The sequence below is a fragment of the Xanthomonas prunicola genome (genome assembly GCF_025266575.1).
Taxonomy (GTDB): domain Bacteria; phylum Pseudomonadota; class Gammaproteobacteria; order Xanthomonadales; family Xanthomonadaceae; genus Xanthomonas; species Xanthomonas prunicola.
The window spans coordinates 1,305,269-1,324,727 of sequence record NZ_CP096142.1 but is presented as its reverse complement, the minus strand read 5'-3'; the positions used below and the strand labels follow the sequence as shown (position 1 = coordinate 1,324,727).

The following is a 19,459-nucleotide window of genomic DNA, read 5'->3' as shown; positions in this document are numbered from 1 at the left end:
GCTTGGAGCAAGCTGCCGGAGGTACTGCTGGTTGATGCCGAATGGTTCTATTTCGCAATGGGCCCGGTGGTGCATTGTGCTGTTCGGGAGTGGTCTATTGCTGTGGTTGTTCATTCGGCATGGGAGGCTGCGCCCGCGCACAGTTGCAGTGCCGGTATTGCGCGGGCATGTTGCCTGCTGCCAAGTACGGTCTGGATGGCACTGCTTGCCCAGCGCATGCAGACCGTCGCCGCCATGACGGCAACCGCAGCGGCAGCAGGAGTGATTGATGTTGATGCCGTCCACGCAGAGACCGTTCTTGCGGAAGTTGCCGATGCGCTGCCTATACTGAAAGCAGAAATACGTCCATCTTTGCTTGGCCGGAAACACGTGATCCGGGCGGCATGCAGGTCGCTACCGATCCAGTGGTGATCAGCGATGTTGCTGCGACACCTGTCCGTCATCTTTTAACTGATCAATCCGCGATTCGATTTGATTTCAAGACAGACGTCGGCGTCAGGTCTGGTGCTGATATGCGATAAAAATCCGATCGGAGTGGCGACGCGTGTTGGAGGGCGCGCGCAGTGGGGTGGTTGGTCGGCACGAACTGTTGCTCCATCCTGCCTTCGGGCTCTCAATGTGAAGGGCGGCGCCTTGTTTTAGATTCGCCTTCGCAACTGGTTCTCAAGTGACTGGATCCGTTTTGGCGTTGTCACTGCATGCAAAGGGGGTGGTTGTTGCCACCTCAGCCATCGTTGCCGGCCACTCAAGGCAGTTGAAACCCCGTCTGCCGCAGTAACCGCGCCAGCGCGATCAGCGGCAGTCCCACCAGAGCAGTGGGGTCGTCCGAGTGGATGGCGTCGAACAGGCTAATGCCCAGGCCTTCGCATTTGAAGCTGCCGGCGCAATCCAGGGCCGGTTCGGCGTCCAGGTAGCGCTCGATCTCGGCGGCCGTCAGCGCACGTAGCTGCACCTCGGTCAGGTCCAGCGCGTGCAGCTCGCGCTCCGGGCCGATCAGGCTGACGGCGGTATGGAAGCGCACGGTCTGGCCGGACATGGCTGTCAGTTGCGTCCGCGCCTGCTCGCGCGTGCCTGGTTTGCCCAGAGCCTGGCCGCCCAGGTCGGCGACCTGGTCCGAGCCGATCACCCAGGCCTCGGGGCAGCGAGCTGCCACTGCAGTGGCTTTTTCGGCGGCCAGGCGACTGGCCAATGCGCCCGGGGTTTCGCCCGGCTGCGCCTGCTCATCGACCTCGGGTCGGGCAGTGTCGAATTCGAGCTGCAGGCGGCTCAGAAGCTCGCGCCGGTAGGCAGATGTGGAGGCAAGGATCAGGCGTGGCATCATGGCGCACTACACGGGGCGGGCAGGGGAGTCTGCCGTTCTGCGGGCGGCGCGGCAATCGCATGAATGGGGCTGTTTGACATGGCCGCTGCGGGTCTTTAACATTCTGCGGCTTATGTCCGCGAACGTACCCGAAATGCTGGATGCTTGGCGGATGGTCGCAGCGCGCAGGCGCTTCGATGGCCGTATCCCGCTATCTGCGATGACCCGTTTGCAGGGAAGTCTTGTCGATACCGACGGCGAATGTGTCTATTCGCTTCAGTTTGACCAGGACGAACTGCTGAAGGTCGCTTATGTCGAACTCAGTATCGATGTCGAGCTTCCGCTGGCCTGCCAGCGCAGCCTGCAACGTTTCCTGTATCCGGTGCAAATCAGACAGCGTCTTGGTTTGATCCGTGACGAAGCCGACGAAGCAGCATTGCCGGCCGAGTACGAAGCGTTGCTGGTGCCGGAAGATGGCATGCTGCGGGCCGTCGACATGGTCGAAGACGAGTTGGTGCTGTCAGTGCCCGTGGTACCGATGGCACCGGGCAGCGAAGCGATCGACGCCGAATGGGTTCCGACCCAGGAAGAGCAAGACAAGGCCAGTCCGTTCGCGGCGCTGGCAGCGTTGAAGAAACAGTAACCGCCGCTGTTAAGGGCGGTAAGACAGGTCGACGCGGGCGTAGAGCGTGCTGTTCGACTCAACAGACAAGTTATCGAACTAAAGGTTGGAGCAATCCCATGGCTGTGCAGAAATCCCGTGTCACCCCGTCCCGTCGCGGCCAGCGTCGTTCGCACGATGCCCTGACCGCCAAGCAGCTGTCGACCGACCCGACCAGCGGCGAGATCCATCTGCGCCACCACATCACCGCTGACGGTTACTACCGCGGCAAGAAGGTGATCGCGACCAAGTCGTCGGCCGTCCAAGAAGATTGATCCGTGGCGCCCGCCGCGTTCAACGCGGCCGGGTGACTCTCGCTTCTTCCGGAGCCGCCGGTCGCCGCGGCTCTTGCAACAGGGAACAGTATGAGCAAGCGGATCTATTCCAGAATCGCGGGCACGGGTAGCTATTTGCCCGAAAAGGTGTTGACCAACGACGACATGTCGAAGATCGTCGACACCAGCGATGAATGGATCTTCTCGCGCACTGGTATCCGTGAACGTCACATCGTTGCCGACGACCAGACCACCAGCGACTTGGCGTACTTCGCTTCGCTGAAGGCGATGGAAGCGGCGGGTGTGACTGCCGACGAGATCGATCTGATCGTCATCGGCACGACCACCCCGGACCTGATCTTTCCGTCGACTGCCTGTTTGTTGCAGGCGCGGCTGGGCAACATCGGTTGCGGTGCGATGGACGTCAACGCTGCCTGTTCGGGCTTTGTCTACGCGCTCAGCGTGGCCGACAAGTTCGTGCGCAGTGGCGACGCCAAGACCGTGCTGGTGGTGGGCGCAGAAACCCTGACCCGCATCGTCGACTGGACCGATCGCACCACCTGCGTGCTGTTCGGCGATGGTGCCGGTGCGGTGATCCTCCAAGCCGACGAAGAGACCGGCATTCTCAGCACTCACCTGCATGCCGATGGCAGCAAGAAAGAGCTGCTGTGGGATCCGGTGGGCGTGTCGGTGGGATTCGGCGAGGGCAAGAACGGCGGCGGCGCGTTGTTGATGAAGGGTAACGACGTCTTCAAGTACGCAGTCAAGGCGCTGGACTCGGTGGTCGATGAGACCCTGGCCGCCAACGGCTACGACAAGCACGATCTGGATTGGCTGATCCCGCACCAGGCCAATCTGCGCATCATCGAGGCCACCGCCAAGCGGCTGGACCTGCCGATGGAGCAAGTGGTGGTCACTGTGGATCGCCACGGCAATACCTCCTCGGCCTCGGTGCCGTTGGCGCTGGACGAAGCGGTGCGCTCCGGTCGTGTGCAGCGTGGCCAGCTGCTGCTGCTGGAAGCGTTTGGCGGCGGGTTTACCTGGGGCTCGGCGCTGCTGCGCTACTGAGGCTTTGCCTCCTGCGTTTGGGCGGGCGCTGGCGTCCGCCCGGGCGAGTTCATGCAGGGCGGACAATGCGCCTGGCTGGTTGGGATGGCGGCAACTCTGTTCTTCTCGCGGCCGGGTTGCGTCTTTGAACTCCGCCAATCTGAGCTCCCCGCGTATCGTTTGATTCGCTCAACGCGACCGGTCTGCGGGCCAGTACGCCGAGTAGGCCGCCCATCCGGTAGATTCGGGGCATGCACCCTGCTCACGACCCCATCTTCGTTGCCTTGCTTGCCGGCAGTTACCAGCGGTTCGCAGGTCGCCCGCTGGTTACAGATCGGCAGATCGAGCCCGATTGGCTGTATCACGAAGCGCCGTTCGCGCTGCTTGCGCACGACACCGCTCCGGACCCGCGGTTTGTCTATGCGAACCAGGCCGCGCAGCGCGTTTTCGGCTACGACTGGAGCGAGTTCGTTGGGATGCCCTCGCGCCTGTCGGCAGAATTGCCGGAGCGAGCGGAACGTCAGCGTTTGCTCGATGCGGTCACCCGCGATGGCGTCGTAAGGGACTACGCGGGCGTGCGGATCGCGAAGGATGGGTCCCGCTTTCGGATCGCCGAGGGTGTGGTCTGGCAGCTTGTCGACGAGGACGGGGTGCTGCGTGGACAGGCGGCGGCATTCCCGTTGCCTGGGTAAACGATGCAGGCGGCAACACCTGGGATGCCCGATCCCTTCAGTTTCCTCATTGGCCTTGCAGGCGGTGGCCGCGCCGCATGCGCCGGCAACGCGTCTCACATCGATTCCGGATTGCCGCGCATCTGCGCGGCCGTTGCGGTTGCGTCATCGATCGAGACCGGTGTGCGGTTTTGCGACGTCGTGACGCGTTCTGGTGGCTCCTGCATACGCGGCAGTACAGACGCCAGAGCGATTTCGCACGTATGATCCCGGCTCGATTTTTGTAGGCAGCAACGCGTGACCGAATCCACTCTCGCCTTCGTGTTTCCCGGCCAGGGCTCGCAGTCCCTGGGCATGCTGGCCGAACTGTCCGAGCTGCATCCGCAGATTCGCGACACGTTCGCCGAAGCCTCCGAAGGCGCTGGCGTCGACCTGTGGGCGCTCTCCCAGGGCGGCCCGGAAGAGATGCTCAACCGCACCGAATACACCCAGCCCGCCTTGCTGGCCGCAGGCGTGGCGGTGTGGCGGCTTTGGACTGCCCAGCGCGGGCAGCGCCCGGCGCTGCTGGCCGGGCATAGCCTGGGCGAATACACCGCGCTGGTCGCCGCCGGCGCCTTGTCGCTGCACGACGGCGCGCACCTGGTGCGGCTGCGCGGCCAGTTCATGCAGGCCGCAGCGCCGGCAGGCGTCGGCGCGATGGCTGCAGTGCTGGGCGCCGAAGACGCCGTGGTGCTGGAGGTCTGCGCCGAAGCCGCAGGCAGCCAGGTAGTGGTGCCGGCCAATTTCAATTCGCCGGGCCAGATCGTGATCGGTGGCGATGCCGCAGCGGTAGATCGCGCGCTGGCGCTGCTGGCCGAGCGCGGCGTGCGCAAGGCGGTCAAGCTGGCGGTGAGCGTGCCGTCGCACACCCCGCTGATGCGCGATGCCGCCAACCAGCTCGGCGAGGCGATGGCCGGGCTGAGCTGGCACGCGCCGCAGATTCCGGTGGTGCAGAACGTGGACGCGCGCGTACATGACGGCAGCGCGGCCATCCGCCAGGCGCTCGTTGAACAGCTTTACCTGCCCGTGCAGTGGACCGGCTGCGTGCAGGCGCTCGCCAGCCAGGGCATCACCCGGATTGCCGAATGCGGCCCCGGCAAGGTGCTGAGCGGGCTGATCAAGCGCATCGACAAGCGCCTGGACGCGCGCCCACTGGCCACGCCTGCCGATTACGCCGGCGCACTCGACGCGTGGTCCCACTGATCCAACGCCGCTGCCGGTTGTGCCGGCATCCCTCGACGTTCGCGGCCGCGGTTGCGACGTCCCCCTTCGAGGAACAGCATTCATGAGCAAGCCCCTGCAGGGTGAAATCGCCCTCGTCACCGGCGCCAGTCGCGGCATCGGCGCGGCCATCGCCGACACGCTGGCCGCCCAGGGCGCCACCGTGATCGGCACCGCGACCTCGGCCTCCGGCGCTGCGGCGATCGGCGCGCGCCTGGCTGCCCAGGGCGGCCACGGCCGTGCGCTCAACGTCACCGACGCTGCGGCGGTCGATGGCCTGATCGATGCGATCGGCAAGGAGTTCGGCGCGATTTCGATCCTGGTCAACAACGCCGGCATCACCCGCGACAACCTGTTGATGCGGATGAAGGACGACGACTGGCAGGCGATCATCGACACCAACCTGACCAGCGTGTTCCGCACCTCCAAGGCGGTGATGCGCGGCATGATGAAGGCGCGCAAGGGCCGCATCGTCAACATCGCCTCGGTGGTGGGTGTGACCGGCAACCCCGGCCAGACCAACTACGCTGCGGCCAAGGCCGGCATCATTGCGTTCTCCAAGTCGCTGGCCAAGGAAATCGGCTCGCGCGGGGTCACCGTGAATGTGGTGGCGCCCGGTTTCATCGATACCGACATGACCAAGGCGCTACCGGACGAGGCCAAGGCCGCCTTGCTGCAGCAGATCGCACTGGGTCATCTGGGCCAGCCGGAAGACATCGCCAATGCGGTGGCGTTCCTGGCCGGCCCGACTGCCCGCTACATCACCGGCGAGACCCTGCACGTCAACGGTGGCATGTACATGCCGTAAGCGTGCGGCGCCGGGAGGCGCTAAGTGGCTGATCGGCCGGGAGTTGTGATGCAATGCAAGGCCCGGTCGCTTCCACTACACTATCCAACGCGGCCATCGCAGCGGCGATGGCGTTTTTTCGTACCACCACTACTCCATCTGGAGCGATATCCCCAATGAGCACCATCGAAGAACGCGTCAAGAAAATCGTCGTCGAACAACTCGGCGTCAAGGAAGAGGAAGTCACCACCAGCGCATCGTTCGTCGATGACCTGGGTGCCGACTCGCTGGACACCGTCGAGCTGGTGATGGCGCTGGAAGAAGAGTTCGAGTGCGAGATCCCGGACGAAGAGGCCGAGAAGATCACCTCGGTGCAGCAGGCGATCGACTACGTCAAGTCTCACGTCAAGAGCTGATGCGTTGTTCCTGATCGTGGCGGCGCGCATCAAGCCGCTGCCGCGTCAGACATTCCATGGGGCCGCTGATGCGGCCCTGTGTTTTTCAAATGTCACCCGCAAACCGCAAGCACTGTCCGTTCCGTGGTGAGGAGATCTGCAATGAGTCGTCGTGTTGTCGTTACCGGCATGGGCATGGTGTCGCCGCTGGGCAATGATCTGGCCACCAGCTGGGATGGAATCGTCCACGGCCGCTCAGGCATTGGCCCGATCACGCAGATCGATGCCTCGCAGTTCACCACCAAGATCGCTGGTGAAATCAAGAATTTCGACCCCACGCTCTTTGTGTCCGCCAAGGACGTCAAGAAGATGGATTCGTTCATCCACTACGGTGTCGGCGCCTCGTTCATGGCGCTGGACGATTCCGGGCTGGTGATCGACGACAGCAATGCCGAACGCGTGGGCGCCATTCTCGGCTCCGGCATCGGCGGGCTGCTCGGTATCGAAGAGCAGACCATCAAATTTCACGAGGGCGGCGCGCGCAAGATTTCGCCGTTCTATGTGCCCAGCACCATCATCAATATGCTGCCTGGCCAGGTGAGCCTGATCAAAGGCCTGAAGGGCCCGACGTTCTCGGCAGTCTCGGCCTGCGCCACCTCCAACCATTCGATCGGCACGGCGATGCGCATGATCCAGCACGGCGATGCCGATGTGATGTTGGCCGGCGGCGCCGAGCGTGGTTCGTCGCCGAGTTCGGTGGGCGGCTTCTGCGCGATGAAGGCCATGTCCACCCGCAACGACGACCCGACCGGCGCCTCGCGGCCGTGGGACAAGCAGCGCGATGGCTTCGTACTGGGCGACGGCGCCGGCGTGCTGGTGCTGGAAGAGTACGAACACGCCAAGGCGCGTGGCGCACGCATCTATGCCGAGCTGGTCGGCTTCGGCGCCAGTTCCGATGCGTTCCACATGACCGCCCCAAGCGAAGATGGCGAAGGCGCGGCGCGCAGCATGGCTGCGGCCATGCGCGATGCCAAGCTCAATCCCGAGCAGATCGGCTACCTCAACGCGCACGGCACCTCCACGCCGCTGGGCGATCTGGCCGAAACCATGGCCATGAAGCGCGCGCTGGGCGATCACGCCTACAAAACCATGGTGAGTTCGACCAAGTCGATGACCGGGCATCTGCTCGGCGCGGCCGGCGGTGTGGAAGCAATCTTCTCGGTGATGGCGCTGCATACCGGCATCATTCCGCCGACCATCAACCTGGAAGAGCCCAGCGAGGGCTGCGACCTGGATTACGTGCCGAACGTGGCGCGCGAAGTACAGGTGGAGGCGGTGATGTCCAACGGCTTCGGCTTTGGCGGCACCAACGGCACGCTGGTGTTCAAGCGCGTCTGAGTCGGCGCGTCTGAGTCGTCGCACGGCGCATCCTGCAACGGTCCCGGGCCGCCGCATGCACTGCGTGCGTGCGGCCAGCGGACGGTGTCGGTTCCACAGATTCCTGATCCAGTCATTGCGCGCGCTGCCTTTCTCAAGGCCGGCGCGCTTTCGTATCTCACGCCACTCCGGACCGATGACGCTCACCCGATCACTGCACGCGGACATCGACTTGCTGGCGCTGCACCGGCTGGCGCCGCAGCGCTATCCGGCGCTGCTGGAATCCACCGCTTCCGGCACCGAACACGGGCGCTGGGACGTGCTGTTGCTTGCAGACGGCGCCAGCCTGCGGCTGGATCCGGACGGGCGCACGCGCGATGGCGATGGGCGGGTGATCGACAGCAATTTCTTGGATGCGCTGGACGCCGCCTGGCGCGCCGAACGGGTGCCGCGCGATGCGCGCAGCGCATGGCCGTTTCGTGGCGGCTGGGCGGTGTTGCTGGATTACGAACTGGCCGCGCAGGTCGAACCAATCCTGCAGCTGCCTGTGCGCACCGACCGCCTGCCGAGCGCGCTGGCCCTGCGTGCGCCGGCAGCGGTGTTGCGTGACCGCGTGGAAGGACGTTGCATCGCGCTGGCCGAACCGGGGCGCGACGATCTGCTGGCCCGTATCGTCGAGGACATCGCCGCTTGCGCCGCGCTGCCGCCGTTGCCGGCCTGGGTCGGGCCGGTGGCAGTGGAGGAGGACGCACCCGAGCGCTTTACCGATGCGGTGCGCAGGGTGCTCGATTACCTGCATGCCGGCGATGTCTTCCAGGCCAATATCTCGCGTGCCTGGCATGCGGCATTTGCCGCGGCGGTCGACCCGGCCGCGCTGCATGCGCGCCTGCGTTCGGCCAATCCAGCGCCATTCGCCGGACTGTTCGTTGCGGGCGGGCGTGCAGTGGCCAGTTCCTCCCCCGAGCGCCTGGTGTCGGTGCAGGGCGATGTGGTGCAGACGCGCCCGATCGCCGGCACCCGCGCGCGCTTTGCCGGCGACGACGATGCCGCGCGCATCCGCGAGCTGGTCGGACATCCGAAGGAGCGTGCCGAGCACGTCATGTTGATCGACCTGGAACGCAACGACCTGGGTCGCATCTGCGCGCCGGGCACGGTCGAGGTGGACGAGTTGATGTGCGTGGAGAGCTACGCACACGTGCATCACATCGTCAGCAATGTGCGCGGGCGCCTGCGCGCCGGGATGATGCCGGGCGAGGTGATTGCGGCGGTGTTTCCCGGCGGCACCATTACCGGTTGCCCGAAGGTGCGCTGCATGCAGATCATCGCCGAGCTCGAACAGACCGCGCGTGGTGCCTACACCGGCGCATTCGGCTGGCTCAATCGCGATGGCGACATGGATCTGAACATTCTGATCCGCACCGCTGAGGTGGCCGGCAATCAGGTGCGGTTCCGCACCGGAGCGGGGATTGTGGTGGATTCGGATCCGCAGCGGGAGCTGGACGAAACCCGTGCCAAGGCGCGTGGCGTGCTGCGCGCGATCGAGCCAACATGAGCGCTTCAACGGGACATCACCGGCGCACGGTATCCTGCGCGGCGCTGGGGCAATGACGAGGAGGGTGTGGCGGTGACTGGCAAACGCGGATGTCTGGCCGTGCTGAGCACGGTGTTGCTGCTCGCAGCGCTGCTGGCGACTGTCGCCGTGGTGGCGTGGCGGCATTACGTGCACTTTGCCGATACCCCCATGCCCGCGAGTGCGCCCAGCGTGGTGATTGCGCCCGGCGATTCGCTCAAGGTCACGCTGCGCAAACTGCGTGCGGCCGGCCTGCAGCAGGGTACCGAGCTGGAATGGCAGCTGCTGGCGCGCCAGGTCGATGCGGCCGGCAAGCTCAAGGTGGGCGAGTACGCGCTGGCACCGGCGCTGTCGCCGCGCGAATTGCTGACGCGCATGCGCCAGGGGCGGGTGATCCAATACCGTTTCACGATCGTGGAAGGCTGGAATTTCCGGCAGCTTCGCGCTGCGCTTGCAACCGCGACGCCGCTGCAGCACGCCATCGATGCGCTGGACGATGCGGCACTGATGGCGCGTCTGGGGTTCGCCAAGCAGCATCCGGAAGGGCGCTTCCTGCCGGAAACCTATGTGTACCAGCGTGGCGACAGCGATATCGAGGTGCTCAAGCGCGCGCATGCGGCCATGGACAAGGCATTGGCGCAGGCATGGGAACAGCGCACCCCGAATCTGCCGCTCGCTTCGCCGGAACAGGCGTTGATCCTGGCCTCGATCATCGAAAAAGAAACTGCCCTGGCCTCCGAGCGGCCGTTGATCGCCGGGGTGTTCCTGCGTCGTCTGCAGATGGGCATGAAGTTGCAGACCGACCCCACCGTGATCTACGGCATCGGCAGCAGTTACGACGGCAATATCCGCCGGCGCGACCTGACCACCGACACTCCGTACAACACCTACACCCGCACCGGCCTGACCCCCACGCCGATCGCCATGCCGGGCCGCGAGGCGCTGCTGGCGGCGGTGCGCCCGGCGCCCGGTGAGGCGCTGTATTTCGTGGCGGTGGGCGATGGCACCGGCGCGCACGCGTTCTCGGCCACGTTGGCCGAACATAACGCTGCGGTGGCGCGTTATCTGCAGCGTCGCCGCCAGCCGAACATGCCGCAACCGGAGCCCACGCCATGACCGCCGCGTTTTCGCCCTGGCAGCAGCGCGCCTTCGACCAGACCGTGGCGGCGCTGGATGCCGGTCGGCTGGGGCACGGGTTGCTGATCTGCGGGCCGGAGGGTCTGGGCAAACGCGCCGTGGCCCTGGCCCTTGCCGAGCACGTGCTGGCCAGCTCGCCGGACCCCGCGCTGGCGCAGCGCACCCGGCAATTGATCGCCGCCGGCACCCATCCGGACCTGCAACTGATCTCGTTCATTCCCAACCGCACCGGCGACAAGCTGCGCACGGAAATCGTCATCGAGCAGGTGCGCGAGATTTCGCAGAAGCTCTCGCTCACACCGCAGTACGGCATTGCCCAGGTGGTGATCGTCGATCCGGCCGATGCGATCAATCGCGCCGCCTGCAACGCCTTGCTCAAGACCCTGGAAGAACCCTCGCCGGGGCGTTACCTGTGGTTGATCAGCGCGCAACCGGCGCGCCTGCCGGCGACCATTCGCAGCCGCTGCCAACGCCTGGAATTCAAACTGCCGCCGGCGCACGAAGCGCTGGCCTGGTTGCTGTCGCAAGGGATGGATGCGCGCGCCGCGCAGGAAGCGCTGGAGGCCGCCCGCGGCCATCCCGGCCTGGCCGCGCAGTGGCTGCGCGAAGACGGCCTGGCCGTGCGGCGTGCGGTTGCGCAGGATCTGGAGCAGATCGCCAGCGGCCGTGCCGGCGCGGTGGATGTCGCGCAGCGCTGGACCAACGATGGCCAGGCCGATCAACGCCTGCGCCACGCCGCCGATCTGGCATTGACGCAAGCATCGGCCGGCTTGACCGATCCATCGCGGTTGCACAAGCTGGCGACCTGGTTCGACGCCGCCAACCGCACCCGCGATCTGCTGCGCACCACCGTCCGCGCCGACCTGGCAGTGACGGAATTGTTGCTGGCCTGGCGCGAAGGAGAGCGCCAGCCACGTTCTAGGGGAACTCGATGAGTGCAATGAATGCACGCCAAGGCATTTTGTCGCTGGCGTTGAAAGACAAGCCGGCGCTCTACAGCGCCTACATGCCGTTCGTCAAAGGCGGCGGCATCTTCGTGCCCACGCCCAAGCGCTACATGCTGGGCGACGAAGTTTTCCTGCTGCTGACCCTGCCCGATTCCAGCGAACGCCTGCCGGTCGCCGGCAAGGTCATCTGGACCACGCCTGCAGGAGCGCAGGGCAACCGCGCTGCCGGCATCGGCGTGCAGTTCCCGGACGGTCCGGAAGGCGAGGCGGTGCGCAACAAGATCGAGACGCTGCTGGCCGGTTTGACCACCTCGGATAAACCGACGCATACGATGTAAGGCTGCGATGGCACGGCCGGCATGTGAGGCGCACGGCCGAGTCATCACATCATTGCGTCAGATCGATGCGCTGAACCTGCGGTTTCCCAGGAATGGCGGGGCGAGTAAACAATTGTTGACGACCGCTGCTGCTGCCCTATAATGTACGGCTCGCGTCACCGGGCGGTTAGCTCAGCGGTAGAGCATTGCCTTCACACGGCAAGGGTCACAGGTTCGAACCCTGTACCGCCCACCATTGAAATCCAGTCGATCTACGGATTCGACGCGAAGAAAAAGCCGGCCATGCGCCGGTTTTTTTGTGTCTGCGCTTCTGGACTGCTCACGCATCGAGTTGGGCGCTCCCGAGCTTTTCGATGGTAAGAGTCAGGGGCCGCCAGCATCTGGTGATTGCGAGCTCGACAAGGACTTGCCATCCTGCAAGGCCCCCCGTTTCGAGATGGAGTGGCGATGAAGACGCTGCTGGGAAATGCGCTGATTGCGACGCTGCTGTTGGCCGGCTGTGCCCGCGATGCGGGCGAGCAGTACGTGGGCAAGTGGGTCAACGTAAAGTCGGAAAAGAACGTGCTGAGCATCGAGCACAACGGCGAGAGTTTCATCATTCGCGACACCCGGCCGGAACTGTTCGGCAACGGCGTCAAGACCCGCAATCATCCTGCGCTACTGACCAATGGCGTGCTGCAGGTGTCCAACGGGGTTGGCACGGTCAACTACGCGATCGATGAAGCGACCGGCAAACTGAGCACAGGCGATACCGAGTACACGCGGGTGAAGTGAGCGCGAAGCGCTCGTCAGCGGGCGTGGGCTGGATTGAGTGGCGTCGCGGTCGGCGCGGTGTTCGCTTTTCGGTTTGTAGCTGCATGTCGTGCGGGCTGCGGCGCGTGCCGCTGTGCGCGTGGATGGCGCATCCATGCGCACAGCGCGCAATGCCACGCCTTCGATGCCCGCCAGAGTGGGAAAGACGAAGTGCATGTGTGGTGCGACTGAATCCTGTCACCGCACGTCTGGGTCTTGCGTACGCGCCGACGCCTGTGCCTGCATCCAGCGCCACAACGTGGTGCGCGAGACGCCGAGTGCTTGCGCGGCGAGGGCGCGGTTGCCGTTGGCGCGGTCCAGTGCCGCGCCAACGGCGGCGGCGGTGAGTTGCAGGCGAGAGGTTGCCAGGTCGGCGTGCTCACGCGGTGCGTGGCGGTTGCCGCGCTGCGTATCGAATAATTCCGGCGCCCAGCGTTCGAGTTGCTCCGGGTCGAGGCTGTTGTGCGGTTGGGCTTTCCAGTGAATGCACAAGCGTTCGACCAGGTTGCGCAGCTCGCGCACATTGCCGGGCCAGCTGTGGTGTTGCAGACGTTGCAATGCCGCTGGCGACAACGGCGATGCAATGCTGCCAAGTTGCTCGAAATAATGTGCAAGCAACAGCGCGATGTCGTTGCGGCGGTTGCGCAACGGCGGCAGGGCGATGCGAAGTGCGGCGAGGCGATAGAACAGGTCGCGGCGGAAGCGGCCTTGTTCGACCAGGTGCTGCAGTTCCTGCAGGCTGGCGGCGACAACGCGCACGTCGACCGCAATGGGCATCGTTGCGCCAACGCGCAGCACTTCGCGTTCTTCCAATACGCGTAACAACCGCGTTTGCAGCGGCATGGGCAACTCGCCGATTTCGTCGAGAAATAGCGTGCCGTCCTGTGCGGCTTCGATCAGGCCGGTATGCCCGCCGCGGCGCGCGCCGGTGAAGGCGCCATCGCTGTAGCCGAACAATTCCGCTTCCAGCAGCGACTCACTGATGGCGCCGCAGTTAATCGCCACGAAACGGCCGCGGCGTCGACTGCCAGCATGCAGTTGCCGTGCAACCAGTTCCTTCCCGGTGCCGGTCTCGCCGCTGATCAACACGGTGCCGGCATGCGGTGCGTAGAGTTGGATCAACTCGCGCACCTGCAGCATCGCGCTGTCTTCGCCCAGCAGGGCATCGGCTCGTCGTGCTCGGCGCGTGACGGTGCGGCCGGCGGGGCGATCCGTGCTCGGAGCGGTACCCAGCGCGATGGCGTGTTCCAATGCTTGGCGCACCGAATCGGCCGAATACAGCAGCACGCCGGGTAGCCCGGCCTGCTCGGCGAAATCGATCGCCATACCGGTGCCGACGATGACCTGGATGCCGCTGGCGCGCAGGTCGGCAATGCAGTCGCGTGCGTCTTCGGCGGTGACAAAACGGCGGTGTTCGATCTCCAGATCGAAGCTGTGCTGGAAGGCGCGAAACGAGGGCACATCGCTGGCATGGGTGACCACGCCGATGCGTGGCGCGATGCGGCGCGCACGCGCCAGCGCTTCCATTAGATCGAAGCCGGTGGCCTGGATCGGTGCCAGCGGCAGCGCGAGCCGGCTGCGCAGGTAGGCGGCATTGGAGCCCCCAGCGACCAGGACGTCACAGCGTTCGCGGCGCAGGCGCTGGCCGATGACCTCTACTGCTTCGGCAAAGCCGAGGTTGATCTGCTCGATACGCGCGCGCGTGTCGAACTCGGGAATGACATCGGCCAGCAGTCCGGTCAGGCGCGACACGCTGACGGTCCAGATGATGGGTAGGGAGGCGTCTGCGGTCGTCGGAAGGGCGGAGCTGCGCATTGTGTTGCTGTGTTTCAGTGGTGTTTCATGGTGAATCGATTGTTGCAAATTTGCAACATTTGCGCCGGTGGATTACATCAGAATCAATAGCTTGTACTTGGCACGCTGTTTGCGCCTAACCCATATCCATCCAAGGAACCGCCATGACGCCTTCGTCCCCCTCTTCTGCCGGCACGCGTTTCCGGGCCGCGCTGGCTGCCGAATCGCCGCTGCAAGTGATCGGCGCGATCAACGCCAACCATGCACTGCTGGCCCAGCGCGCCGGCTACCAGGCGATTTACCTGTCTGGCGGCGGCGTGGCGGCCGGTTCGCTGGGGCTGCCGGACCTGGGCATCAACACGTTGGAAGACGTGCTGATCGATGTGCGCCGCATCACCGATGTGTGCGCGTTGCCGTTGTTGGTGGACGTGGACACCGGCTTCGGGCCGAGCGCGTTCAACATCGAGCGCACCATCAAATCGCTGATCAAGGCGGGCGCGGCCGGCTGCCATATCGAAGACCAGGTCGGCGCCAAGCGCTGCGGGCATCGGCCTGGCAAGGAGATCGTCAGTCAGGGCGAGATGGTGGACCGGGTCAAGGCGGCGGCCGATGCCAAGATCGATCCGGCGTTCTTTTTGATCGCGCGGACCGATGCCATCCAGATGGAAGGCGTGGACGCGGCGATCGAGCGCGCCATCGCCTGCGTGGAGGCCGGGGCGGATGGCATCTTCGCCGAGGCTGCCTACGATCTTGAGACGTACAAGCGTTTTGTCGATGCGGTGGGCGTACCGGTGCTTGCCAACATCACCGAGTTCGGCAAGACGCCGCTGTTTACGCGCGACCAACTTGCCGCTGCCGGTGTGGCGATCCAGTTGTTTCCGCTGTCGGCCTTTCGCGCGGCGAACAAGGCCGCCGAGGACGTCTACACCGCCATCCGGCGCGACGGCCATCAACAAGCGGTGCTGGAAACGATGCAGACGCGCGAAGAGCTGTACGAGCGCATCGGCTACCACGATTACGAACAACGCCTGGATGCCTTGTTTGCACGCAAAGGCGCATGATTACGCGTTGCTGATCACCTTCATTGCCACCTCGTCAGCCCTACCGCGGCACGACACAGTTTGGGAGCTCATCGCATGAACGACACCGTCAATCCTGGTTTCAAGCCGAAAAAATCCGTTGCCTTGTCCGGTACTGCCGCCGGCAACACGGCCCTGTGCACGGTGGGGCGTAGCGGCAATGATCTGCATTACCGCGGCTACGACATTCTCGATCTGGCCACGACCAGCGAGTTCGAAGAGATTGCCTACCTGCTGGTGCACGGCAAGCTGCCCAACAGCGGCGAACTGCGCGGTTACAAGGCCAAGCTGCGTTCGCTGCGCGGTGTGCCGGCTGCAGTGAAAACTGCACTGGAACAATTGCCGCCATCGGCGCACCCGATGGATGTGATGCGCACCGGTGTCTCGGTGCTGGGCTGCCTGCAGCCGGAAAAGGACGACCACAACCATCCTGGCGCGCGTGACATCGCCGACAAGTTGATGGCCTCGCTGGGCTCGATGCTGCTGTACTGGTATCACTACAGCCACAACGGCAAACGCATCGACGTGGAAACCGACGATGATTCGATCGGTGGGCACTTCCTGCATCTGCTGCATGGCTTTGCGCCGAAAGACTCGTGGGTGCGCGCAATGCACACTAGCCTGATCCTGTATGCCGAGCACGAGTTCAACGCCTCCACGTTTGCATGCCGCGTGATCGCCGGCACCGGCAGTGATATGTACAGCGCCATTGCCGGCGGTATCGGCGCATTGCGCGGGCCCAAGCATGGTGGCGCCAACGAAGTGGCCTTCGAAGTGCAGAAGCGCTACGACACCCCGGATGAAGCAGAAGCCGATATCAAGGCACGTGTTGAGCGCAAGGAAGTGGTGATCGGCTTCGGCCATCCGGTCTATACCGTGTCCGATCCGCGCAACAAGGTAATCAAGGAAGTCGCGCGCGAGCTGTCCGAGGAGCAGGGCAGCCGCAAGATGTACGACATCGCCGAACGCCTGGAGACGGTGATGTGGGACATCAAGAAGATGTTCCCGAACCTGGACTGGTTCAGTGCGGTGAGCTATCACATGATGGGCGTGCCGACGGCGATGTTCACGCCGCTGTTCGTACTCGCGCGCACTGCCGGCTGGAGCGCGCACATCATCGAGCAGCGCGTGGATGGCAAGATCATTCGCCCGTCGGCCAACTACACCGGTCCGGAAGATCAGGTATTCGTGCCGTTGGATCAGCGTCCCTGAGAGTGTGTGGGGGCGTGGGCCCTCATCCGCCCTTCGGGCACCTTCTCCCGCTTGCTGGAGAAGGGCTGCAGTCGCAGCGGCGCCGCGATAGCAGCACCGCAACCGCGAAAAACTTCGTCCGCTTCGATATCGCCAGCCATGAACAGCCAGTACCGCAAGCCCTTGCCGGGCACCTCATTGGATTACTTCGATGCACGCACCGCAGTGGATGCGCTGCAGCCCGGCGCCTATGCAACGCTGCCGTACACCGCGCGCGTGCATGCCGAAAACCTGGTGCGGCGCGCCGAGCCGCAGCTGCTGGAGGCCTACCTGCGTCAGTTGATCGAGCGCAAGCGCGATCTGGACTTTCCCTGGTTTCCCGCGCGCGTGGTCTGCCACGACATCCTGGGCCAGACCGCGTTGGTGGATCTGGCCGGCCTGCGCGACGCCATCGCCGAGCAGGGTGGGGATCCGGCGCAGGTCAATCCGGTGGTGCCGGTGCAGCTGATCGTCGATCACTCGCTGGCGGTGGAGTACGCCGGGTTTGACAAGCAGGCCTTTGAAAAAAATCGCAGCGTGGAAGACCGCCGCAATGCCGATCGCTTTCATTTCATCGAATGGACCAAGCGTGCGTTCGAGAACATGGAAGTGATTCCGCCAGGCAACGGGATCATGCATCAGATCAATCTGGAGAAGATGTCGCCGGTGATCTACACCCTGGACGGCGTGGCGTTCCCGGATACCTGCGTGGGCACCGACAGCCACACGCCGCATGTGGATGCACTGGGTGTGATCGCGGTGGGCGTGGGCGGATTGGAAGCGGAGAACGTGATGCTGGGGCGTGCCTCGTGGATGCGTTTGCCGGACATCATTGGCGTGGAATTGACCGGCCGGCCGGCACCGGGCATCACTGCGACCGACATCGTGCTGGCCTTGACCGAATTTCTGCGGCAGCAGCGCGTGGTGGGGGCGTATCTTGAGTTTTACGGCGCCGGCGCCAGCGCGCTGACCATCGGCGACCGCGCCACCATCTCCAATATGACGCCGGAATTCGGTGCGACGGCGGCGATGTTCTATATCGACCAGCAGACCATCGACTACCTGCGGCTGACCGGTCGCGAAGACGCGCAGATTGCGCTGGTGGAAACCTATGCGCGGCACACCGGCTTGTGGGCCGACGATCTGGTCACCGCGCAGTACGAACGCGTGCTGCAGTTCGATCTGTCGAGCGTGGTACGCAACATGGCCGGCCCGTCCAACCCGCACAAGCGGGTGGCGACCAGCGAGCTGGCCGAGCGCGGCATTGCCGGCGTCTGGGACGCGGTGCCGGGCCAGATGCCGGATGGCGCGGTGATCATTGCCGCGATTACCTCGTGCACCAATACCTCCAACCCACGCAATGTCATTGCCGCAGGCTTGCTGGCGCGCAATGCCAACGCACGCGGATTGACGCGCAAACCCTGGGTGAAAAGTTCGCTGGCGCCCGGTTCCAAGGCGGTGCAGCTGTATCTGGAAGAGGCCGGCCTGCTGGGCGAGCTGGAGCAGCTGGGCTTCGGCATCGTGGCGTTCGCCTGCACCACCTGTAACGGCATGAGTGGTGCGCTGGATCCGGTGATCCAGCAGGAGATCATCGACCGCGATCTGTATGCCACGGCGGTGTTGTCGGGCAACCGCAATTTCGATGGGCGCATCCATCCATATGCCAAGCAGGCGTTTCTCGCTTCGCCGCCGTTGGTGATTGCGTATGCGATTGCCGGCACGGTGCGCTTCGATATCGAAAAAGACGTGCTGGGCATGGATGCCGATGGCGTGGCGGTGACGCTCAAGGACCTATGGCCGAGCGATGCGGAGATCGATGCGGTGGTGGCGCGCAGCGTCAAGCCGGAGCATTTCCGCAGCGTGTATGACCCGATGTTCAAGCGCAGCGTCGGGCAGGGCGCGCGCGTGAGCCCGCTGTACGACTGGCGCCCGACCAGTACGTATATTCGCCGTCCACCGTATTGGGAGGGCGCGCTGGCCGGTGCACGCACATTGCATGGCATGCGTGCGCTGGCGGTGCTGGGCGACAACATCACCACCGACCACCTGTCGCCCTCCAACGCGATCCTGGCCAGCAGTGCGGCGGGCGAATATCTGGCGCAGATGGGCGTGCCGGAGGAAGACTTCAATTCCTATGCCACCCATCGCGGCGATCACCTCACCGCGCAACGCGCGACCTTCGCCAACCCCAAGCTGGTCAACGAAATGGCGGTGGTCGATGGCCAGGTCACCGCAGGCTCGCTGACGCGTCTGGAGCCTGAAGGACAGGTCGTGCGGATGTGGGAGGCGATCGAAACCTACATGACGCGCAAACAGCCATTGATCATCATTGCCGGCGCCGACTACGGGCAGGGCTCTTCGCGCGACTGGGCGGCCAAGGGCGTGCGGCTGGCAGGCGTGGAAGCGATCGTGGCCGAAGGTTTCGAGCGGATTCACCGCACCAACCTGATCGGCATGGGCGTGTTGCCGCTGGAGTTCAAGCCGGGTATCGATCGCAAGACCCTGGGCATCGACGGCAGCGAAACATTCGATGTCATGGGTGAGCGTACGCCGGGCGCGACGCTGACGCTCTCGATCCATCGGCGCAACGGCGAGCAGGTGCAGGTGCCGGTGACCTGCCGTCTGGATACTGCCGAAGAAGTGTCGATCTACGCGGCGGGCGGCGTGCTGCAGCGGTTTGCGCAGGATTTTCTTGAGGCCTCGGCGGCCTGATGCCTTTGATGACTGAGGGCGCTAGATCGCCCGCTTGCACCTGCCCAGGCAGGCGCGCACACTTTGGCAATCTTTGCCATCCGGAGG

Annotated in this window: 19 protein-coding genes, 1 tRNA gene and 1 pseudogene; 19 read left to right on the top strand and 2 right to left on the bottom strand. The window is 64.6% G+C overall.

All coding sequences use genetic code 11. The features are described from left to right. Positions 1 to 76 precede the first annotated feature (76 nt). A pseudogene (locus M0D43_RS22015) lies at positions 77 to 642 on the top strand (hypothetical protein); the annotation flags it as partial. Positions 643 to 745: 103 nt separating this feature from the next. On the opposite strand, the gene M0D43_RS05575 reads toward M0D43_RS22015, so the two are convergent. Then, the gene (locus M0D43_RS05575) at positions 746 to 1,321 is read right to left on the bottom strand and encodes a Maf family protein (RefSeq protein WP_252163863.1); all 576 of its coding nucleotides are present in this window, start codon (positions 1,319 to 1,321) and stop codon (positions 746 to 748) included. 112 nt (positions 1,322 to 1,433) lie between these two features. Here M0D43_RS05575 and M0D43_RS05570 point away from each other — a divergent pair, with 112 nt between their 5' ends. The 15 genes from M0D43_RS05570 to M0D43_RS05500 all read left to right on the top strand — a co-directional run bounded on the left by M0D43_RS05570 (position 1,434) and on the right by M0D43_RS05500 (position 12,539). Beyond that, a complete protein-coding gene (locus tag M0D43_RS05570; protein ID WP_101363568.1) occupies positions 1,434 to 1,943 on the top strand; it encodes a YceD family protein in 510 nt (169 codons plus the stop codon). Between the two features lie 98 nt (positions 1,944 to 2,041). After that, entirely contained in the window at positions 2,042 to 2,236 is a 195-nt protein-coding gene (gene rpmF, locus M0D43_RS05565; RefSeq protein WP_003483870.1) for a 50S ribosomal protein L32, read from the top strand. Positions 2,237 to 2,326: 90 nt separating this feature from the next. Beyond that, positions 2,327 to 3,304 carry a beta-ketoacyl-ACP synthase III gene (locus tag M0D43_RS05560; protein WP_252163862.1) on the top strand — a complete coding sequence of 326 codons (978 nt, stop codon included), beginning with the start codon at positions 2,327 to 2,329 and terminating at the stop codon, positions 3,302 to 3,304. A 230-nt stretch (positions 3,305 to 3,534) separates the two neighbouring features. Further along, complete coding sequence (locus M0D43_RS05555; protein ID WP_252163861.1) at positions 3,535 to 3,975, top strand: MEKHLA domain-containing protein; 441 nt, start codon at positions 3,535 to 3,537, stop codon at positions 3,973 to 3,975. Between the two features lie 276 nt (positions 3,976 to 4,251). Continuing rightward, positions 4,252 to 5,196 (top strand): ACP S-malonyltransferase, encoded by a 945-nt coding sequence (fabD, locus tag M0D43_RS05550; RefSeq protein ID WP_252163860.1) that lies wholly within the window; start codon positions 4,252 to 4,254, stop codon positions 5,194 to 5,196. 82 nt (positions 5,197 to 5,278) lie between these two features. Then, positions 5,279 to 6,022, top strand: coding sequence for a 3-oxoacyl-ACP reductase FabG (gene fabG / locus M0D43_RS05545; RefSeq protein WP_252163859.1), 744 nt, complete (start codon positions 5,279 to 5,281; stop codon positions 6,020 to 6,022). 155 nt (positions 6,023 to 6,177) lie between these two features. Next, entirely contained in the window at positions 6,178 to 6,417 is a 240-nt protein-coding gene (acpP, locus tag M0D43_RS05540; RefSeq protein WP_010368407.1) for an acyl carrier protein, read from the top strand. Positions 6,418 to 6,421: 4 nt separating this feature from the next. Beyond that, on the top strand, positions 6,422 to 6,547 hold the full coding sequence (locus tag M0D43_RS05535; RefSeq protein WP_260808015.1) for a hypothetical protein: 126 nt from the start codon (positions 6,422 to 6,424) through the stop codon (positions 6,545 to 6,547). A gap of 11 nt (positions 6,548 to 6,558) precedes the next feature. Then, positions 6,559 to 7,794: a beta-ketoacyl-ACP synthase II gene (gene fabF / locus M0D43_RS05530; protein WP_101363563.1), complete on the top strand. Its 1,236-nt coding sequence runs from the start codon at positions 6,559 to 6,561 to the stop codon at positions 7,792 to 7,794. A gap of 175 nt (positions 7,795 to 7,969) precedes the next feature. After that, the gene (locus M0D43_RS05525) at positions 7,970 to 9,325 is read left to right on the top strand and encodes an aminodeoxychorismate synthase component I (RefSeq protein WP_252163858.1); all 1,356 of its coding nucleotides are present in this window, start codon (positions 7,970 to 7,972) and stop codon (positions 9,323 to 9,325) included. Between the two features lie 72 nt (positions 9,326 to 9,397). Then, a complete protein-coding gene (mltG, locus tag M0D43_RS05520; RefSeq protein WP_252163857.1) occupies positions 9,398 to 10,459 on the top strand; it encodes an endolytic transglycosylase MltG in 1,062 nt (353 codons plus the stop codon). Continuing rightward, positions 10,456 to 11,415, top strand: a complete 960-nt coding sequence (locus M0D43_RS05515; RefSeq protein ID WP_252163856.1) for a DNA polymerase III subunit delta' — start codon at positions 10,456 to 10,458, stop codon at positions 11,413 to 11,415. The genes mltG and M0D43_RS05515 overlap by 4 nt, the downstream gene beginning before the upstream one ends. Next, a complete protein-coding gene (locus M0D43_RS05510; protein WP_003483889.1) occupies positions 11,412 to 11,765 on the top strand; it encodes a PilZ domain-containing protein in 354 nt (117 codons plus the stop codon). Before M0D43_RS05515 ends, M0D43_RS05510 begins: the two co-directional genes overlap by 4 nt. Before the next feature lie 160 nt (positions 11,766 to 11,925). Further along, a tRNA-Val gene (locus M0D43_RS05505) sits at positions 11,926 to 12,000 on the top strand. 212 nt (positions 12,001 to 12,212) lie between these two features. Beyond that, a complete protein-coding gene (locus M0D43_RS05500) occupies positions 12,213 to 12,539 on the top strand; it encodes a hypothetical protein (RefSeq protein WP_252163855.1) in 327 nt (108 codons plus the stop codon). 216 nt (positions 12,540 to 12,755) lie between these two features. Here M0D43_RS05500 and prpR read toward each other — a convergent pair whose 3' ends face one another. Further along, positions 12,756 to 14,372: a propionate catabolism operon regulatory protein PrpR gene (prpR, locus tag M0D43_RS05495; RefSeq protein WP_252163854.1), complete on the bottom strand. Its 1,617-nt coding sequence runs from the start codon at positions 14,370 to 14,372 to the stop codon at positions 12,756 to 12,758. 143 nt (positions 14,373 to 14,515) lie between these two features. Between prpR and prpB the strand changes: the two genes are divergently transcribed. The 3 genes from prpB to acnD all read left to right on the top strand — a co-directional run bounded on the left by prpB (position 14,516) and on the right by acnD (position 19,372). Beyond that, positions 14,516 to 15,412 (top strand): methylisocitrate lyase, encoded by an 897-nt coding sequence (gene prpB, locus M0D43_RS05490; RefSeq protein ID WP_101363557.1) that lies wholly within the window; start codon positions 14,516 to 14,518, stop codon positions 15,410 to 15,412. Between the two features lie 75 nt (positions 15,413 to 15,487). Further along, positions 15,488 to 16,642, top strand: a complete 1,155-nt coding sequence (gene prpC, locus M0D43_RS05485; RefSeq protein ID WP_252163853.1) for a bifunctional 2-methylcitrate synthase/citrate synthase — start codon at positions 15,488 to 15,490, stop codon at positions 16,640 to 16,642. A 138-nt stretch (positions 16,643 to 16,780) separates the two neighbouring features. Next, entirely contained in the window at positions 16,781 to 19,372 is a 2,592-nt protein-coding gene (gene acnD, locus M0D43_RS05480) for a Fe/S-dependent 2-methylisocitrate dehydratase AcnD (protein ID WP_252163852.1), read from the top strand. The last annotated feature ends 87 nt before the right edge of the window (positions 19,373 to 19,459 follow it).

Coding starts and splice junctions, on each gene's coding strand:
- prpC (WP_252163853.1), top strand. CDS start 15,488: ATGAACGACACCGTCAATCCTGGTTTCAAGCCGAAAAAATCCGTTGCC.
- M0D43_RS05510 (WP_003483889.1), top strand. CDS start 11,412: ATGAGTGCAATGAATGCACGCCAAGGCATTTTGTCGCTGGCGTTGAAA.
- fabG (WP_252163859.1), top strand. CDS start 5,279: ATGAGCAAGCCCCTGCAGGGTGAAATCGCCCTCGTCACCGGCGCCAGT.
- prpB (WP_101363557.1), top strand. CDS start 14,516: ATGACGCCTTCGTCCCCCTCTTCTGCCGGCACGCGTTTCCGGGCCGCG.
- rpmF (WP_003483870.1), top strand. CDS start 2,042: ATGGCTGTGCAGAAATCCCGTGTCACCCCGTCCCGTCGCGGCCAGCGT.
- prpR (WP_252163854.1), bottom strand. CDS start 14,372: ATGCGCAGCTCCGCCCTTCCGACGACCGCAGACGCCTCCCTACCCATC.
- M0D43_RS05555 (WP_252163861.1), top strand. CDS start 3,535: ATGCACCCTGCTCACGACCCCATCTTCGTTGCCTTGCTTGCCGGCAGT.
- M0D43_RS05560 (WP_252163862.1), top strand. CDS start 2,327: ATGAGCAAGCGGATCTATTCCAGAATCGCGGGCACGGGTAGCTATTTG.
- M0D43_RS05575 (WP_252163863.1), bottom strand. CDS start 1,321: ATGATGCCACGCCTGATCCTTGCCTCCACATCTGCCTACCGGCGCGAG.
- fabF (WP_101363563.1), top strand. CDS start 6,559: ATGAGTCGTCGTGTTGTCGTTACCGGCATGGGCATGGTGTCGCCGCTG.
- M0D43_RS05515 (WP_252163856.1), top strand. CDS start 10,456: ATGACCGCCGCGTTTTCGCCCTGGCAGCAGCGCGCCTTCGACCAGACC.
- acpP (WP_010368407.1), top strand. CDS start 6,178: ATGAGCACCATCGAAGAACGCGTCAAGAAAATCGTCGTCGAACAACTC.
- acnD (WP_252163852.1), top strand. CDS start 16,781: ATGAACAGCCAGTACCGCAAGCCCTTGCCGGGCACCTCATTGGATTAC.
- M0D43_RS05500 (WP_252163855.1), top strand. CDS start 12,213: ATGAAGACGCTGCTGGGAAATGCGCTGATTGCGACGCTGCTGTTGGCC.
- M0D43_RS05570 (WP_101363568.1), top strand. CDS start 1,434: ATGTCCGCGAACGTACCCGAAATGCTGGATGCTTGGCGGATGGTCGCA.
- M0D43_RS05525 (WP_252163858.1), top strand. CDS start 7,970: ATGACGCTCACCCGATCACTGCACGCGGACATCGACTTGCTGGCGCTG.